This window comes from Helicobacter marmotae (genome assembly GCF_003364255.1).
Taxonomy (GTDB): domain Bacteria; phylum Campylobacterota; class Campylobacteria; order Campylobacterales; family Helicobacteraceae; genus Helicobacter_C; species Helicobacter_C marmotae.
In genome coordinates, this window is sequence record NZ_NXLR01000016.1 from 1 (window position 1) to 17,580 (window position 17,580).

At 40.6% G+C, this 17,580-nt stretch carries 18 protein-coding genes and 1 pseudogene; 2 read left to right on the plus strand and 17 right to left on the minus strand.

The window, feature by feature from the left end:
• Positions 1-186 precede the first annotated feature (186 nt).
• The 9 genes and pseudogenes from CQA63_RS07520 to folD all read right to left on the minus strand — a co-directional run bounded on the left by CQA63_RS07520 (position 187) and on the right by folD (position 7,809).
• Positions 187-1,224, minus strand: coding sequence for a hypothetical protein (locus CQA63_RS07520; protein ID WP_104700068.1), 1,038 nt, complete (start codon positions 1,222-1,224; stop codon positions 187-189).
• A gap of 18 nt (positions 1,225-1,242) precedes the next feature.
• The gene (gene ychF, locus CQA63_RS07525; protein ID WP_104700069.1) at positions 1,243-2,343 is read right to left on the minus strand and encodes a redox-regulated ATPase YchF; all 1,101 of its coding nucleotides are present in this window, start codon (positions 2,341-2,343) and stop codon (positions 1,243-1,245) included.
• A 1-nt stretch (position 2,344) separates the two neighbouring features.
• Positions 2,345-3,769: a leucyl aminopeptidase gene (locus tag CQA63_RS07530; RefSeq protein ID WP_104700070.1), complete on the minus strand. Its 1,425-nt coding sequence runs from the start codon at positions 3,767-3,769 to the stop codon at positions 2,345-2,347.
• 2 nt (positions 3,770-3,771) lie between these two features.
• Positions 3,772-4,539 (minus strand): DedA family protein, encoded by a 768-nt coding sequence (locus tag CQA63_RS07535; protein WP_104700071.1) that lies wholly within the window; start codon positions 4,537-4,539, stop codon positions 3,772-3,774.
• Entirely contained in the window at positions 4,539-5,096 is a 558-nt protein-coding gene (locus CQA63_RS07540) for an adenine phosphoribosyltransferase (protein WP_199770699.1), read from the minus strand. Before CQA63_RS07540 ends, CQA63_RS07535 begins: the two co-directional genes overlap by 1 nt.
• A gap of 10 nt (positions 5,097-5,106) precedes the next feature.
• The gene (locus CQA63_RS07545; RefSeq protein ID WP_104700073.1) at positions 5,107-5,451 is read right to left on the minus strand and encodes a hypothetical protein; all 345 of its coding nucleotides are present in this window, start codon (positions 5,449-5,451) and stop codon (positions 5,107-5,109) included.
• Positions 5,452-5,464: 13 nt separating this feature from the next.
• Positions 5,465-5,908 (minus strand): ribose 5-phosphate isomerase B, encoded by a 444-nt coding sequence (rpiB, locus tag CQA63_RS07550; RefSeq protein WP_104700074.1) that lies wholly within the window; start codon positions 5,906-5,908, stop codon positions 5,465-5,467.
• Positions 5,909-6,064: 156 nt separating this feature from the next.
• A pseudogene (gene lepB, locus CQA63_RS07555) lies at positions 6,065-6,952 on the minus strand (signal peptidase I); the annotation flags it as partial.
• Positions 6,949-7,809 (minus strand): bifunctional methylenetetrahydrofolate dehydrogenase/methenyltetrahydrofolate cyclohydrolase FolD, encoded by an 861-nt coding sequence (folD, locus tag CQA63_RS07560; RefSeq protein WP_104700076.1) that lies wholly within the window; start codon positions 7,807-7,809, stop codon positions 6,949-6,951. The gene folD and the pseudogene lepB, both read right to left, overlap by 4 nt.
• Before the next feature lie 64 nt (positions 7,810-7,873).
• On the opposite strand from folD, the gene CQA63_RS07565 reads away from it, so the two are divergent.
• A complete protein-coding gene (locus tag CQA63_RS07565) occupies positions 7,874-8,206 on the plus strand; it encodes a c-type cytochrome (RefSeq protein ID WP_104700077.1) in 333 nt (110 codons plus the stop codon).
• A gap of 218 nt (positions 8,207-8,424) precedes the next feature.
• Here CQA63_RS07565 and CQA63_RS07570 read toward each other — a convergent pair whose 3' ends face one another.
• Both CQA63_RS07570 and CQA63_RS07575 read right to left on the minus strand, forming a co-directional pair.
• A complete protein-coding gene (locus CQA63_RS07570; protein WP_104700078.1) occupies positions 8,425-8,844 on the minus strand; it encodes a hypothetical protein in 420 nt (139 codons plus the stop codon).
• 284 nt (positions 8,845-9,128) lie between these two features.
• Positions 9,129-10,652: a flagellin A gene (locus tag CQA63_RS07575; RefSeq protein ID WP_104700079.1), complete on the minus strand. Its 1,524-nt coding sequence runs from the start codon at positions 10,650-10,652 to the stop codon at positions 9,129-9,131.
• A 258-nt stretch (positions 10,653-10,910) separates the two neighbouring features.
• Here CQA63_RS07575 and CQA63_RS07580 point away from each other — a divergent pair, with 258 nt between their 5' ends.
• On the plus strand, positions 10,911-11,360 hold the full coding sequence (locus CQA63_RS07580) for an acyl-CoA thioesterase (protein WP_104700080.1): 450 nt from the start codon (positions 10,911-10,913) through the stop codon (positions 11,358-11,360).
• A 27-nt stretch (positions 11,361-11,387) separates the two neighbouring features.
• On the opposite strand, the gene CQA63_RS07585 is transcribed toward CQA63_RS07580, so the two are convergent.
• Genes CQA63_RS07585 through yajC form a run of 6 tightly spaced genes read right to left on the minus strand, consistent with a single transcriptional unit; the run spans position 11,388 to position 17,533 of the window.
• Complete coding sequence (locus tag CQA63_RS07585; protein WP_104700081.1) at positions 11,388-13,403, minus strand: hypothetical protein; 2,016 nt, start codon at positions 13,401-13,403, stop codon at positions 11,388-11,390.
• A 9-nt stretch (positions 13,404-13,412) separates the two neighbouring features.
• Complete coding sequence (locus CQA63_RS07590; protein ID WP_104700082.1) at positions 13,413-14,099, minus strand: hypothetical protein; 687 nt, start codon at positions 14,097-14,099, stop codon at positions 13,413-13,415.
• Between the two features lie 8 nt (positions 14,100-14,107).
• Complete coding sequence (locus CQA63_RS07595; protein ID WP_104700083.1) at positions 14,108-14,449, minus strand: DUF6394 family protein; 342 nt, start codon at positions 14,447-14,449, stop codon at positions 14,108-14,110.
• Positions 14,450-14,458: 9 nt separating this feature from the next.
• Complete coding sequence (secF, locus tag CQA63_RS07600) at positions 14,459-15,430, minus strand: protein translocase subunit SecF (RefSeq protein ID WP_104700084.1); 972 nt, start codon at positions 15,428-15,430, stop codon at positions 14,459-14,461.
• Between the two features lie 31 nt (positions 15,431-15,461).
• Positions 15,462-17,222 carry a protein translocase subunit SecD gene (secD, locus tag CQA63_RS07605; protein ID WP_104700085.1) on the minus strand — a complete coding sequence of 587 codons (1,761 nt, stop codon included), beginning with the start codon at positions 17,220-17,222 and terminating at the stop codon, positions 15,462-15,464.
• A gap of 14 nt (positions 17,223-17,236) precedes the next feature.
• Positions 17,237-17,533 carry a preprotein translocase subunit YajC gene (gene yajC / locus CQA63_RS07610; protein ID WP_104700086.1) on the minus strand — a complete coding sequence of 99 codons (297 nt, stop codon included), beginning with the start codon at positions 17,531-17,533 and terminating at the stop codon, positions 17,237-17,239.
• Positions 17,534-17,580 lie beyond the last annotated feature (47 nt).

The following is a 17,580-nucleotide window of genomic DNA, read 5'->3' on the forward strand; positions in this document are numbered from 1 at the left end:
AAGTGAGAGATTCACTTTTGACTTCACTCGTATTGCTTTGACTTTGATTTATAGAAGTGGGGGTTTGGGAGTGTTTTTGAGTATTGGAATGTTTTGTAGAATTGTTATGAGTAAGGGGAGATTCTAGCTTTGAGGTGCTACTATCCCCCCCCCCCCGCTAAAAGGTTTAAACGTTAATGGCATGGCTTACCTCCGGGTTTGACAAAATGGATAAGATTTAACATTTTTAAGCTGCCCTTTAAAGGAAATCAGATCTTTATATATCGCCTTTTGCTTTGGTGGGCTTGCAAGATATATACTCTCCTTGCTCAAGGCGGCAGCTTTATATATATTGCTCTCTTGCCAAGGAACATCACTTGATAAAGCCGCCTGCTCCCAAAGTATAAAATCCTCAAAAATATCAGCAATTGAGCTACCCTCATTGACAACAAAATTTTTCAAAATCATAGGATTACTTTGGAGGGCTTGGAGATAGTTACCTTGTGCGATCGTATTCTCTAGCAATGTAGCTGCAATCTTATTTTGCTGGAGATAAAATCCCTTATCTAATAAAAATACAATCAACGTCGCCGCATCGGCACTCCCACTATGTGCGGAGAGAAGCAGGGCATTAAGGGCACGCGTGTTTAAACCAGCCATAGCAAAATGCGCATACGCACCAACTAAAGAGAGACTATCCCTACTCTTTAGCGCTTGGCAAAGCAATTTCTCCCCAAGGATGGCATGCACTTCAAGGCTAAGCAAAGGCTCTAAAGACTGATTTTCTATAGGCGTATGCCATATAAACTGCCCTGCCTTATGCTCTAAACCCTCTTGCATAAAGCCTATTTCTTCTTGTGCGATACGTTTGCAAGAGGGGCAGTCATCTTTTGCCTCACTTGATAGCTGCAACAAATATAACTTTGCTAAAGCAGATACATTCACAAGACTTGCTATCTCTTTGAGATTAGGGGTATCTTGGAGGTTTTTAAGGCTCATAGAGCGGGACTTACGAATGGAATCTACAATCAAAGTAAGTGCCTTAGCTTCAGCATTGACCTCACTTTTTATTTTAAGCAAATCAGCAGGGAGCTTTGCATACCGATATTGCGCTTGTGTAAAACACTGCAAATTCCCGCCTAAAGTTGCCTTGCTTGTTTGGCTAAAGGCTTGGCGCATAAAGGATTCACTAAGATTCTGGGCATAGCAGAGCACACCTAAAGTTAAAAGTAAAATCCTCAGCATACCTGCCCCCCAAGCATTTTATACATTGAATCTAAAGTGCATTACATCGCCATCTTGCACGATATAATCCTTCCCCTCAACACGCATAGCCCCCGCTTCCTTTGCTTTCGCTTCACCGCCGTATTTAATAAAATCTGCATAGCTAATGCACTCTGCGCGGATAAAGCCCTTTTCAAAGTCTTTATGTATCACGCCTGCAGCCTTTGGGGCACTATCACCCTCTCTTATAGTCCATGCACGCACTTCTTTCACTCCAGCAGTAAAGTAGCTAATAAGCCCCAATCGCGCAAAGCCCTCTTTGATGATTTGCTCTAGCCCACTCTCCTTTGCCCCTAAAGATTCTAAAAATTCTGCTCTCTCATTATCCTCCATACCTACCATTTCTTCTTCAATTTTGGCACAAAGTTTAATGGCTATCCCGCCATGTTTAGCCGCATATTCACGCACCTGCTGCACAAAAATGCTATCTTGTGCCAATCCCTCTTCATCTACATTTGCACCATAAATCACTTCTTTATTGGTTAAGAATCTTAGCTCCTTATTGAGTGAAATAAAGGCTTCGCTCTCACGTTTGGGGAAGCTTCTAGCAGGTTTGGAAGATTCTAAATGTGCTAGAAGCTCTAAAGCTATGCTAAGGTTGGGATTTTCACCCTTTTTTGCTTTACTTTCTTTTTGAAGTTTTTCAACACGTTTATTGAGGCTTGCAATATCCGCAAAAAGCAGCTCAAGCTCGATAATCTCAATATCTAAAAGCGGATCGACCCGCCCCTCTACATGCGTGATATTACTATCTTCAAAACATCGCACAATATGCAAAATAAGATCAGATTCTTTAATATTAGCAAGAAATTGATTCCCTAAGCCCTCGCCCTTGCTTGCCCCGCGTACAAGCCCAGCAATATCTACAAACTCTATCACAGAATGCTGAATCTTTTGGGGATTTACAATTTTAGCTAACTCATTTAGTCTTACATCGGGCACAGCCACAACAGCCTTATTGGGCTCAATGGTACAAAAGGGATAGTTTGCCGCTTCTGCATTTTGCGCTTTTGTTAAGGCATTAAAAGTCGTGGATTTGCCGACATTTGGCAAGCCCACAATACCTATTGATAAACCCATATTATGCCTTCGCTTGAGAGAGGATAAACTCTACTCCCGCTCTCACACCTGCTCCGCTTGCCCCGCTTGGGTTAATATCCCACTCTTTTTCTACATATGCAGGACCAGCGATGTCAATATGTAGCCATTTTTGCTTATATTCTTCACGGATAAATTCACTCAAAAAGAGCCCCGCGCTAATGGCTCCACCATAACGCGAAGTAGAGACATTGCATACATCAGCAATTTTAGATTCTATAAGTTTTTTGATATGGCGATTAAAGGGGAGCTCTGCCATAAGTTCTCCGCTTTTTTCTGCGGCTTTGCCAAATTGCTCCTTAAGCCTTGCATTATGCCCCATAATGCCGCTTGTGTATTCACCAAGTGCTACCACACAAGCCCCTGTCAAAGTTGCAAAGTCAATCAAAATATCAGGGTTTAAATCCTGTGCATAGCTTAAGCAATCCGCCAGCACCAAGCGCCCCTCTGCGTCTGTGTTACGCACTTCTATAGTTTTACCCTCTCTGCTATAAAGCACATCATCGGGCTTATAGGCATTGCCTCCTATCATATTTTCAGCTGCGCCTACAATCGCATGTACTTCTATATTTGCCCCAAGCTGTGCTATAGCTTTAATAATGCCCATAACCGCACAACCCCCGCTTTTATCTGCTTTCATCGTTACCATATAATCTGCAGGCTTAAGTGACAAACCACCGCAATCATAAGTCAAACCCTTGCCCACAAGCACAATGCGCTTTTTGGCATTTTTAGGTTTATAGCTTAAATGTATCAGACGAGGGGGGTTAGTCGAAGCGGCATTTACAGCTAAAAATGCACCCATTTTTTCTCTCTCTAAATCGCCCTCATCAAGTATTTTGCACTCTATATGAGCTATATCTTTGCTTATTTGCTTCGCATATTTAGCAAGATATTTAGGCGTAGCAACTTGAGGGATAGTATTAATAAGCTCGCGCACGTCATTGATATTGCAAGAGAGAATCTGCGCCTTTTGCAATAGTAATTCTCCATCTTTTAGCTCACCCTTACTATCAAGCAATATAAGCTCCTTAAGACGCAAAGAGGGCTTCTTAGTTTTATAGCTTATATGCTCATAATGCCCACATAATGCTCCTAAAAAGAACGCATAAACCCTCTCATTATCCATTTTACCCTGCAAGTGAATATATACATTCTCATAAGGCAATGCCTTAAAATACCTAATCGCATTTGCCCCCGCTTCTCTTATGCAATCTACCTCAAAAGCCTCTAAACATACAAGGAGGGTGTGCGTCTGCTGGATAAAAAACCTCCCCTCCCCCTCAAAGCCAAAAGGCTTGCATACCTTTGCATATGCGGATTTGCTAAAGGCACTCTTTGGCAGAAGCACTATATTCGCACTTGCTTTGAGTGCTTTGTTTTGTGTTTTTGCAATACTTATTTTCATATCTACTCCTTAAAATGAACTTTCTCTTTACCCTTATCCTTAAAGTCGCGCTCCATTTTTGCTATTTTTTTATCAACCTTTTTGGTTTGAGAATGAAAATACCACCACACCCCTCCAGCAATACAAATAGCAAGAGGGATAAGCAAATAAGGATGGTCTTTAAACCAATCAAGCACGACAAAAATCTCTTCCCCAAAATACCAAGTCAAAAGAATAGTAATCCCCGCCCACACTTGCGCACTTAGGAAGTTGATAAATGCAAATTTGGGGCTGCTATAGCGCGTCGTGCCTATACTCATAGGGATAATAGTACGCATACCATACATATAACGTTGGATAAAAATAATGGGCCAGCCGTATTTTTTCAAAAGTAAGTGTGCAAGGGCAAACTTGCGTTTTTGAGAAGTGAATTCCTCTTGGATTCTCCTGCGGTTTAAACGCCCTATGTAGAAATAAATCTGATCCCCAACAAATCCGCCCAAACCAGCGACAAAAATCGCTAAAAGTAAATTCATTTTCTCATCATGCACAGCAAGTCCGGCAAAAATCAGCCCTAATTCTCCCTCTAAAATCCCCCAAAAAAACAAAATGACATAACCCCAATCTTCTACATATTGCTCCCATAAATGCGTAATAAATGCTTCTAATGAAAAGCCCGAATTTCTATAAAGAATAAAAAGCCCTATACATAATACAAGCACCAAACTCCATATAAAAATACCTTTAGGATTATTTTTAAGGGCAAATGTGATTTTCTGCCAAAGATTCATTATTTTTCCTCATAATCTACAATGCTAAAGACGCTTGTGGGGGCAAGCTTTTGCTCCCCTCCTAAGCCTTTGAGGTTAATTAAAAATGCCGCTTCTATACATTGTGCGCCCATAGATTCTAAAAGCTTGATACTCGCCTCTGCTGTGCCGCCTGTAGCTATCAAATCATCAACAAGCACCACTCTTGCCTCTGCCTTGCCTCTGAGTGCATCGATATGAATCTCCACTTCATCAAAGCCATATTCAAGGCTATATTTTCCGCTCATGGTAGTATAAGGCAGTTTGCCCTTTTTACGTATGGGGATAAAGCCCACCCCCAAGGCATAGCTAAGGGCTGCACCAAAGATAAAACCTCTAGCCTCAATGCTGGCTACAAAATCTATATGCTCATTTTGATAACGTTGCCTCAATAATTCAATGACTTCATGGAATATCTCTCCATCGCCTATGAGGGTTGTTATATCACGGAAGATAATACCGGGCTTTGGGTAGTCATATATGGCTCGTATAGAATCTGCTATCTTTTGTTTATCCATTTTTTCTCCTATTTCCTCAATGCTAGATTTCCTAGAGTAATGCCTCGATTTTTTGCTCTAAGTCTTTAATGCGAGCTTTATATTTGTCAGTTTCGATTCTATATTGAGAATTGCGCGATTTTAAGACTTTAACTTCATTTTTAAGCGCATTCATCTCTTGGGTGAGTATGTCAATATTACCTAATGCCCTTTGCAGCTGAAGTTGATGTTTGCGAATTAAAATCTCCGCTTCATTAAGGGTAAGCTTCATCGCAGCAGAATTACGTTCTTCTTTTTGGGCTACTGAGCGATAAAAAAATGTCCGCACAAGCATATAAAGCACAAATAAAATAAAGCCCGTTAAGAAAAACCATTGTGCGATAAATGTTCCTCCCATTGCCTACTCCTTTTTAATCTTGCATAGTTTCTAGCTTTTGCACACGCAAAAGATGTCTGCCGCCTTCAAAATCATAATCTACAAACGCTTCAAGGATAGATTCCACTTCGCCCACTCCGCTGATACGCTCACCCAAACAAAGCACATTGGCATTATTATGTGCGCGTGCCATTTTCGCCATATATGAATCAGTGCAACATGCAGCACGAATATGTTTAAAACGATTTGCAGCAATGCTCATTCCAATTCCACTTCCACAAATCAAAATCCCCCTATCCTGCTCATTTTGTATCGCTTGACATACCTTTTTAGCATAATCAGGGTAATCTACTCTCTGCGTATCTTTAGGCGCTAAATCCACAACTCTAAAGCCCCTTTGCTCCAAAAATGTGATCACAAATGCTTTGAGAGAGAGTCCTGCGTGATCTGTGCCAATAAAATATGTTATATCTTTCATCACTCACCTTATGTATTTGCCCTACTTGCTTTTTGGCATTGCTTCCATTAGTGCCTCTTCAAGCATATCTACACTCTTAAACATTCTATCCCAGCGGATCGTATAGCGCTTAGTCTTATCCTCATCAGCGAGGGCTTCTTGGCTATTTGCTTGATTGATACTGAAGTATATAAACCACGGCTGACCGATGATATTACTATAGGGCACACTCCCCCAAAATCGTGAATCAAGGCTATTATTGCGATTATCACCTATCATAAAAAACTCATCATCTGCAATTTTTTTATAAAATATATCACCCTCAAGCTTTGTCATCGCACTCATTATCACGCCATTTTTCATATCTGTATAGGCAAGGTTTTTATCCTCAATAAAAGATTCTATACCCTCAGAGCTATATACCCTACTCCATAAATCACACTCTATACCCCTATCTCCGCTATTGGTATCGCCCTTTCCCTCAACGCATACCTTTTGATAGAGTTTGCCCTCTTTATCTGCGAAGTAATATTCTCTGCTATATGGGGTTTTATAAAATACACTTTGATAGGAAATGCCCGGATGCTCTGCCATATAAGGGTCTTTGACGAAAAGCTTGCCTAGTCTTTGCACGATAATATGTGAAGAATAATGGCTTTTTACATATTCATCGCCCTCAAATGGGTGCAAATACAAGCCATCTTTATCAAAAATCACTTCATCACCGCCCACGGCAAAGGTGCGCTTCACATAATAAGTCTTCTCTAAATGTGGAGGGATAAACACCACTACATCGCCTCTTTGTGGGCGACTCCCCTCTAGTAAATGCCCATTACCCCTAAAATCTGGCAACACATTCACTTCAAGCCATGGGATACGAGGCGTGGGTATGCCATAGCTAAACTTCTTAACAAACAAAAAGTCTCCCTCCAAAAGCGTGCCCACCATAGAACGAGTAGGGATAACAAACGCCTGCATAATAAAAAATATCAACACAAGGACTATAATAATCGTGCCACTCCAGCTTGAAGTGAAAGCCCACAGGGCATTAAAAAATCTTTTCATCTTGCTTCCTTCTTCTCTAATCGATAAAGTGCGGCTTTACAGGTGTTTTGCAATAATGCAGCAATCGTCATTGGTCCTACACCTCCGGGCACGGGAGTAATAAAGCTAGCCTTTTTTGCAACAGGCTCAAAATCCACATCACCGACTATGCCTCCTGATTCTAAGCGATTGATACCAATATCCACAACAACCGCACCTGTTTTAATCATATCTGCTTTAATCAAGCCGGGCTTGCCTACGCCTACGCATACAATATCCGCCCCTCTTGTGTAAGCCCCCACATCGCGGGTAAGAATATGGCAGCAGCTCACACTCGCCCCCGCATTTAGCATTAAAGCACTTAGGGGCTTACCTACGATATTACTCATACCCACCATTACCACATCTTTACCACTAGGATTAATCTCATAATGGCTAAGAAGTCTCATCACTCCTAGAGGAGTAGCAGGCGCAAAGGTCTCTACATTAGCCACAAGACGCCCAAGATTAAAGGGGTGAAATCCATCGACATCTTTTTTAGGGTCAATGCACTCAAGCACTTTAGCAGTTTGAATATGCGGAGGCAGGGGGAGCTGGACTAATATACCATCGATATTGGGATTATCATTAAGGTTTCTAATCACAGAGAGAAGCTCCTCTTCTGTAATGGTGGAGGGCATTTCATGGGTCAAGGAGTAAATCCCCACGCGTTTGCAAGCCTTAGCTTTCATCTGCACATACGCACAACTCGCTGGATTATTCCCTACTAAAATCACCGCCAAACCGGGAGTGATGCCATTATGGGAAAGTGTGCTGATGTCTTTAGCTAAGCTATTTTCAATCTCCGCACTAAGTGATTTACCATCAAGCAATGTCATTTTGAAACCTTTGTGATTGTGCTTTTGGTATTATAATATAAGATATTAAAGTTAAAGAGGATTTATGAAGAAAAAACTCATGCTGCTTACCATAGTAATAGCCTCTCTTATGGGAGAGCAAAAGCAAGCAATGGAGGAAAATGAATATGGTAAAAACCTCTATGAAAATCCAAGGGGCATAGCGTGCAATAAATGCCATGGCGATAAAGGGCAGGGAGGCATAATCGCAAAGTATAAACATAAGGGCATAGAGAAGTCCCTTGTCGCCCCACGTATCAATAATATCGACTTTAGCACTTTCTCACAAGCTCTTCATAGACAAAAGGGTGTTATGCCTATGTATTATCTCACTGATGAGGAGATAAAGGCTATGTATATCTATCTCTATCGCCCATAATCAAGCTTATTTTTGTATTTTATAGCCCAAGTCTCCTTAAATTAGTTCCATTGAATTGCTCTCTTGACTTGAAGCAAAAGTAATCCTATAGCCCTTATACTTCTTATGGGTATCTTCTTGCAAGCAAATCTCAAAGTCTCTATGTATCATCTCTCTTGTTGCCTCTTTTTTACTTTGCGTGGTTTTAGAATCTGTGCCATCTCTGGCATAAATCGTCCCTAAAGCAAAGAAACTCTTTTGGAATCACTAGAAACTCTGATAAGGGGTGAATAATTGCTTTTGGCTTTCTGTGAATCATTGCTTTTTGGATTTCTAGTAAATGTTGTTAGTTTGTCATTCTGAGCTTGAGAATCAAGCGAAGAATCTCTCTTAGCGACTAGTGATTCCTTTAGAGATTCTTCGCTTCGCTCAGAATGACAAAGTAATTTCCCCTGTAAGGTAGTTTTATCTTGTGGGTTGGACTTGTTGTCATTCTGAGGGGCTTCAGCCCCGAAGAATCTCTGTGGGCTTTCTAGTAGGTTTGAAAGAGATTCTTCGGTCGCACTTCGTGCTCCCTCAGAATGACAAACTTGGAGAATTTCTGGTGATTCCCCTAAAGAGTCTTTAGTAGATAAGAGCAATTCTTCGCCTCCACTCACACCTTCCCTCGTGACGACAAGCTAACTTCCCTTACGGGTAGCTAAGTTTGTCGTATTAAAGGAGCGTAAGTGATCGATGCGGATGGGAATTTATGCAAGTATGCCTATAAATTACTCACACATAAGTTTTAGCTCAATATGGCAATAATGCAAGCAAATATCACCAAGATATTTCAGCTAGTTCTACTTTGGAGACTGATATAAGAATGATAGAAAAATAATAAAGATATATTAAGAGAGAGGGAATCTCCCTCCAGTCTTGGAGGGAGAGGGAGCATAGCTTATTAGTTAAGCAATCTTAAGATATTTTGTTGGATAGCATTTGCTTGAGAGAGAGCGTAGCTACCAGATTGAGCAAGGATATTAAGCTTACTAAATTCTGAACTCTCAGCGGCAAAATCCACTTCACGGATACCAGATTCAGCGGCTTTTACATTCACTTGAGTAATAGTGATGTTATTTACTGTGCTCACCATTTGCCCTTGCACAGAACCAAGGTCAGCTCTAATTTTATCAAGCATTTTTTGTGCAGATTCTGCGATGTCCATAGTTACCATAGCTCCTCTAAGGCTTGTTACACCAGCACCTAAGTCTGCACCACCACTAGCAATTACTGCATTGTAGTTCGCCCCTGAAGCAGATTTGACATCTGCGTTAAACACACCTGTTACATCTCTTAGGTTTGCAGTTGTTTGAGCTACTCTGCCCTCATCATTATAGCCTGTGCTCGAGATATTAGTCCCACTTACCACGATGTCTCTTGCGTCTGTCCTTACAAGTGAGAGACGTCCATAGTTTGTAGAGCCAGTTGTGAGTTCTTGCCCGCCATTAAGTTTCTCAATAGCCAATTCTCCTTGCCCAGATACTGCTCCTGTAGCTTTAAGGTCTATACCGCGTCCATCTGTGCTTCGTAAATTTAAGCGCCCAAGATTATCGGTGTAAGCTTCTACACCTGTGTGCATAGTCGCAGCATTAAATGCTTGCACCAAACGACCATCGCTATCGTTTTTCTTAATGCCAATAATATCACCGATGGAGATACCATTAATCATAAGCCCTGCGATACTTCCGCTTGCAATGGACTTATCTGAAGTAGTGATAGCATTTGCTTGAGCACGGATACCTGTTTTATCAGAGTTTTTATTAATCACTTCAGCCAACACTCCTAGCCCTGTGCCCGCAGATGAAGAGATTTTCACAGATTCTAGAGTAACATCATTTACACCATCTACATTTTTAAAGGTTACAGTTACATCTCCGCTTGCAGTTACAAGGGCTCCTGTTTCGATACGCACTTGCCCAATTTTATCAGAAGTAGTCGCACCAATTGAGGCTTTGATAGATTGGTTAGAATACGCACCTACTTGGAATTCTTTATTAGAAAACGCACCAGAGAGTAATGCCATACCATTATAAGTAGTGGTATTACCGATATTGTCCAAACCTTCAATCAAACGTTTAATGTCCATTTGAATCATTGAGCGAGATTGAGTGCTTTGCCCATCTTGAGCGGCTTGCACAGCCTTAGTTTTGATAGTATCAAGAATTCTAATTTGCTCATCCATAGCTTTATCCGCGATTTGGATAATGCCCATACCATCATTTGTATTACGAATAGCTTGTCCTAACGCACTTGCTTGAGAGCGCAAACTATCAGCGATTGTCATACCTGAGGCGTCATCTGCTGCCTTGTTGATTCTAAGACCTGAACTCAATTTCTCCATTGAATTTTTGAGATTATATTGAGTAAAGGTTGATTGAGCGTGCGCATTAAGCGCATTGATATTAGTATTAACTTGAAAAGCCATAGTAACTCCTTTTGTGTTTATCCTTGGGCGTCCTTGCCTTTGGTTGAAATACATATCGGCGATGAGAAAAAAATTTAAATTATTTTCTTTTATTCATTGTCTTTTAAAAATTCTTTGCTTAAGACAAAGCCTAAGAGTTACTTTTAGAGACATTATAAGAGAATGTAGCTAAAGTTCTTTATCTATTTATATAAGTAATAACTTTGCATTGCATAATCAAAGTTTAAAATAAATTTTTCTTTTTAGGAGGAGTTCTGTATGGAAGATATATTTGACCCTAAATGTCTCACAATGAGCGTGCTCGCCTCGCCAAGTATGGCGAACTTTAGCGGTGTCGTGCATGGGGGAGAGCTAATGAAGCTCCTTGATCAAGTCGCTTATGCCTGTGCTACGCGCTATTGTGGTTGTGGGGTGGTCACTATTGGCGTTGATGGTATGGTGTTTAAAAATCCTATCCCCATAGGCTCGCTTATCATTTTCTTAGCTTCTGTGAATTATGTAGGCAGCAGCAGTTGTGAAGTAGGTATTAAGGTAATTAGCGAAGATATTAAAAACCGCTTTGTTACACATTGTGTGAGCTCTTACTTCACAATGGTGGCTATCGATAAAGGCAAGAAAGTCCAAATCCCTCCGCTTAATCCCACCACAGAAATTGAAAAGAAACGTTTTGAAGAAGCCAAAAAACGCAAAGAATTCCGCTCACAATAGCAGAGCTTGCTACAAGCCTAAAGTCCTTTAAGGGCAAGCCTTAGGCTTGGCACCTTGCATAAACTTTTGCACATCTTGGGGAGAGAGGCGATTATGCAAATACTCCTTTATATCGGGGAAAAATGCCAGCAAAGTGCCCAAAATCTCTCCCTTATCTTCTGAGTCCAAAAACGCTTGAAGTGCATCTTCGTCATTACGAAACAAAAAGGTATTAAGATACATATCTGCAAGCCTCAAGCGGTAATACACCCTCCCATCGCTTGATTGCTCTAAGATTTGCGAGGGGAGGAGATTATCAATCACAAAGGCATTTTCTTTCTCAAAATACAAATTATTCCCGCAGACTTCTTCTTTTCTTTTGAGCATTTCTAAAGCCTCATCTGCAAGCATAGCATCGACATAGCATGGCTTATCGACCACGCCTAAAAGCATAAAAGAATCAAAATCAATCAAATGCTGCTTTAAGGGGTTTTGATAAAAACGTGCTATGCCAAAGACCTCAGCTAGGCGGATTCTAAACATCTCTGGAGGCACACTCTCAAAACCTTGCGCACGATATGCTTGATAAATGAGAGAGAGCATAAAACTCACCTCAAGGGGTGAGAGGCAAGGGATTCTATCTTCTTGGAGGGCACTTTGCTCCTTTGAGATAATATGCTTAATTTGAGCAATTTCCTGCGGGGAGAGGCTTAGAGGGACTTTAACATAACCTGCCTCATCTTCGGGTGTACTCTCCACAAGCATAATGGCTAAAAACTTGCTCCTATCTGTCTTCTCTAAAATAAAAAGCGCATCTTCATAAAGCTCCATATCATCATCACTAATCACATCACTATATTGCTCTATCTCGGCTTTAAGGATACGCAATATCTCATCAAAATACACTTGATTCTCATAACGTTCAGAGAGGATATAAGCCCCACTAAAAAGAGAGGCGATATAGTTTTGAAAGAGATTCGGGTCAAAATAATGCTGAGAAATTTGAAAGCTTTTAAAATCTTGTTGTAAATATTTTAGTGCTAGGGGCAAATTCGTGTAAGTATCATCGCCTAAAAATGACAAACTCAAATAATCAAGACCATAGAGATAGTGGGCATTTATCGCATTATCATAGACATTTTTTAAAGGATTGCGTGCAATTTGTATAATTTCTCTAGCCGCAGGAGAACTCAAATCATGCATTTTAAATAAGGCATAAGCCCTTTTTAATCGCCCAATATGCAAATATAAATCCTCGCCCTCCAATAAAGAGACATTAATAGACTTAGGATATTCCAAAAGCTTAAGAAATATCCTATCCATAGGGGCTTGGTGCTTTAAAATCTCATCTTTAAGGAGCTTAAATGCCCGACTATAGAGCACATAATGGCTATAGGGCAAGAAGTCTCTATAATGCTCCAAATCCGCCTCTAGGCTCATACGCACCTTATGGCTTGCTAAATGCTCCATATTTTGATTAATAGAATCTAGATGATAGAGGGCAAAAAGCGCCAAAAGACGGACTTGAATCTGAAATTCTATAATCGTATTTAAATTCCCACTCTCTTGGGCATTTTGATACTGCTTCTCAAGGAGTGAATCTAGCGCACTGCTATCGCCTTGATTATTATTAAGCAATAAAAGGGCGAGGTTTAGGGTTATTTCTACCTGAAGTCGCTCATTAGGAGGGATTAGCATATAAGGTTTAAGCGAAGCACATAATATATACCACTCTTGCTCTAAGCCTAATGCCACTTCAAGCGTGGAGCTAGCGATACTAAATTGCCGATTCTGCTTATAGGCTTCCCAAAGGAGCGTATTTATCTGGGCTTGCTTTTCTTCTATCTGGGGGAAATCATTCGTGCTGGGTATAGTGGGGCTAAGATACTCTATGGAAGTGTAATATGAGAGGACTTTCTCCATAAGGGTATCAAGGCTCTCATCTCCTTGCAATATAAAGAGTGTTTGCTCTATATCCTCAATAGGCTCATCTTCTGGTGTATCACTACAAGCAACTCCCACCAACATATATAACACAAGGCATAATATATGCACAACCCTCATACCCTCTCCTTATTTCCTAAGCCACAAGGTGAAAATATGCTCCTCATCACCTACCATTACATGCAAGCTCAAACGCCCATCACGCAAGGCTTGTGGCGCATAGATTACAAAGCCCCCTCTTGGCTCATTTTGCAAAGTATTTTTAGCTAAAGTATTAGAGAGCACTGCTGCACGTCTAATACGTTGGGCATCAAGCTTAATTTGCGCATACAATCTATCTCTAGCAGAGAGCATTACCTCATCATAGAGATAAAATCCCCCCATATAGCCCCGATAAATAAAGGGCATAATCACAGGTGGATTTGGAGAGGGAGGCAAAGGTAGCGGGGGGATAGAGAGATGATAAGATTCTACAATATAGCCATAATCAAAGGTTTTATTTTTTAGCTCCCCATCACTGAGGGGCTTTAATTTTTTATCTTCCTGCCAAAGCGTTACATTCTCTCTATCAAAGATTACTGCCTCTTTGGAAAAATTGAGTGCAGATACAAAAAGTGCTAAAGGTATGCTATTAAGCCCTCCTAAAATATCCTGCCCCACTTCAAGGCGTACCTTGCTTTTTGGCTTTATAGAATCTACTATCTGCACACCTTGATTATACAGACTAACATTTTCTACCTCAAGTTTATAGGTAGCACAAGCAGTACATACAAATACATATATTATGCCTAAAGCCGCTTTATAGATAAACTTCATATCTTGCCTTAATAATCGCTCTCCTTGCTCTTTGCAGCACCCACGCAAAGCAAAATCACAGAAAATAAATTCGCCACCACTGCGCCGATAACAAGCGCGGTGGTAATTTCAATATCACCAAAAACTTGCAAAAATATAAAAGCAGGTATTAAATGCAAATCCGCCACTAACGAGCTTGCAAAAAGCTCTGCTGATAGGCTATTTTTAACCCCTATGCGTAAAGTCGTAGCGATAAAATTAATAGCCGTAGCGATAAAAAGTATAACAATATTGCTTTCATATAAAAACCCTAAAGTAAAGGTCAAACTCATTAAACTAAAGAATACAAAAAAAACCTTACCCCAATCCATGACTACTCCTTATACAGTGCCCCTCTCATACATCGCACGCAATCGCTTTTTCTCTTCCTGCCTTTTAAGCTTGCTGGCTTCTTTTTGATAATACTCTTCTAAGCTAAAGCCAAACATCAAAGCCAAACGTGGCGCTACAAACATCGAACTACAAGTCGCAATAATAACGCCCACAAGCATAGGAAGTGAAAAACCTATAATAATCTCCCCGCCAAAGAGATAGAGTGTCAGCACCACAAAAAACACCGTTAAAGATGTGAGTAATGTACGTGAAAGTGTGCAAGATACCGCCTCATTAATCACATATTTCATATCTTTTTGCCGCTTAATAAGCATTTGCTCCCTGATTCTGTCAAATATGATAATCGTATCATTAATAGAATAGCCAATAATGGTAAGCAACGCCGCAAGTACATCAAGGTTAAAATCTATGCCCACAAGTATCACTACGCCCGAGACAATAATCACATCATGCACAAGAGCTAATACACCAGCAAGTGAAAATCGCCACTCATAGCGGAAAGAAATATAAATCATCATCGCTATAAATGCTAAAGAGAGGGCGATAATGCCATTTTGCTTAAGCTCATCACCCACCTTTGGACCTACAGAATCTACCCTACGAAGCTCAAAATCCCCACTTGAGGCAAGAAGTGAGAGAATATCATGGGCAATGTCGTCATTGACATCTAAAGGGGTATAGGGGATTTTTAATAGCACCTCTTCTTTAGAGCCAAACTCGCTTACTTGCGCATTTTTAAAACGCTCATCTTGTGATAAAAGTGTGCGAATATCAGCAAGTGGTGCGGTTTGGGTGTATTGTAGCTGCACGATAGTCCCTCCAGCAAAGTCTATCCCTAAGTTAAAGCCCTTGAATCCTAAAAGCACAAAAGAAGCGATAATTAAAAGTGTTGAGAGAATCAATCCATAAGAGCTATATTTGACAAAATCATATATTTTAACTTTTTTGAAAATTTCCATTTTTATCCTTCTCTATTTATACTTCTCCGTCTTATCTTTCTTGTGCCTTCAAATGGGCTTGTGCTTTAATGCCAAACCATAATGCAGTATTACCGCTTTTAAGGATTCTCCCCATGAGTGCCTGATAAATCCCATGAGTGCCTATAATAGCAGTTAAAATAGAGGCGCTAATGCCTATCCCCATAGTGATAGCAAAGCCCTTAATAGCTCCTGTACCAAAGGCATAGAGCAAAATGGCAGCAATGAGTGTAGTAAGATTAGAATCAAAAATCGCCCTTGAAGCGTTGGCATACCCCATTTCTATGGATTTAGCTATGCCAAAGCCCCCGCGCAATGCCTCGCGGATTCGTTCATTGATGATGATATTTGCATCTACTGCCATACCCACGGTAAGAACGATACCTGCCATACCCGGTAGTGTCAAACTCGCACCAAAAAACGCCATAACCGCAATAATAAGCACAATATTTACCAATAATGCCACTACCGCTATCACTCCTGCAAGGGCATAATATATCATCATAAAGAGCACAACTAGCACAAATCCGCTCACAAGAGCAATCAATGATGCCCTAATAGAATCTTCTCCCAAACTTGGTCCAACACTTCGTTTCTCAAGCACTTCCATAGGAGCAGGCAATGCCCCGCTTTTTAAAGCAATAGCTAAATCGCTCGCCTCCTCCACACTAAAGCCCCCACTAATTTGACCACTCCCACCGCCGATTCTCTCACGGATAACAGGCGCAGAATACACCTTACCATCAAGCACAATCGCCATACGTTTGCCTACATTAGCCCCTGAAAACTCACCAAAAATCTTCGCCCCTTTGGAATCTAAGCTAAAACTCACTATGGGCTGGTTGTTTTGGTCAAATGCGGCACGTGCATCTGTAAGCATTGAGCCATCAAGTATAGGCACGGCTTTAAGCAAAATAATTTGATTATCTTGCACTCTTTTAAGATGAATTTCAGATTCAAGTGAGGCAATTTCATTCTCAAGTTGTGTATGTGATGGGCTTTGAGGACTACTTGCCTTAAGTTGCTCTTTAAGGTTAAGGAGCTTTTGCTCCATTTTTTGCACAGCAGGAGATGAAACAAAGGGCAATATCACATCATTATATTTTTGTGCTTCAAGTTCGCTCATTGTGCCCACGCGCATATTGCGCTCCTCATCTACTGCCATCATTTGCAAATGTGCGGGTTTAGCGATTAAATCCCTTGCCCTCTGTTCTTCTTGTATGGTTTTAATGCCCGGTAATTGCACAAGGATATTTTCTTTGCCCTGCTGGGTTACACTTGGCTCTCTTAAGCCAAATTCATCAAGGCGATTACGTATCGTCCCAATGGCTTGTTTTAGGGCATTATCTTTAATTTCCTCTTGATACTCTGCACTAAAGGTAATGAGATATTTACCCTCATTTTGCTGTATTTGCAAGCCATTTATTTGGGAGAGAATCTTCTCTAACTTGGGCTTTTCATCAAGGTCAAAAAGCTCAAAACTCACGCTCTCATCGGTGGCTTTGAGATTATCAATAAGTATTTTCTCTTTCCTACTATCAAAGTCAATTTGAGAAGCTAAGGAAGCAAATCTCGCCTTTATGGCTTCTTGGGTTTTCACTCCTAAAAGGAGATTAAGCCCACCTTGTAAATCAAGCCCTAATGAAATCTTACGACCCTCTATATGAGTAAAAGAGGGCAAGCTAAAAATAACACCAAGCAATGCAGCGATAATAAGCGACCAAAGCCTATAATTGAACGTTTTCTCTCTTAAAGGAGGTTGCTGCTTTGCCATTTAGCACAATCCATTTATTGTGATTCTTGTGTTTCATCAAGTTTATAGGCAATAAACTCGCGAGAGAGGCGCACAATGGTATCATCATTCAAACGCACGCTAAAAAATGTCTTCTCAGGCTTAACAATCTCGCAAATAAGCCCCCCCGTAGTGATAATCTTATCCCCCTTTTGCAAGGCATTAATCATCTCTTGGTGTTTTTTACGTTTGACATTAGCTGGGCGAATGAGCAGAATGTAAAAAATAGCGATGAAAAATACAATAGGGAGTAACGATATTAAGGTCTCTTGAAATCCATTTCCACTTTCCATTTTAATCCTTTGTGAGTGAAATTATCTTAGATTCTATCCTAGAATAG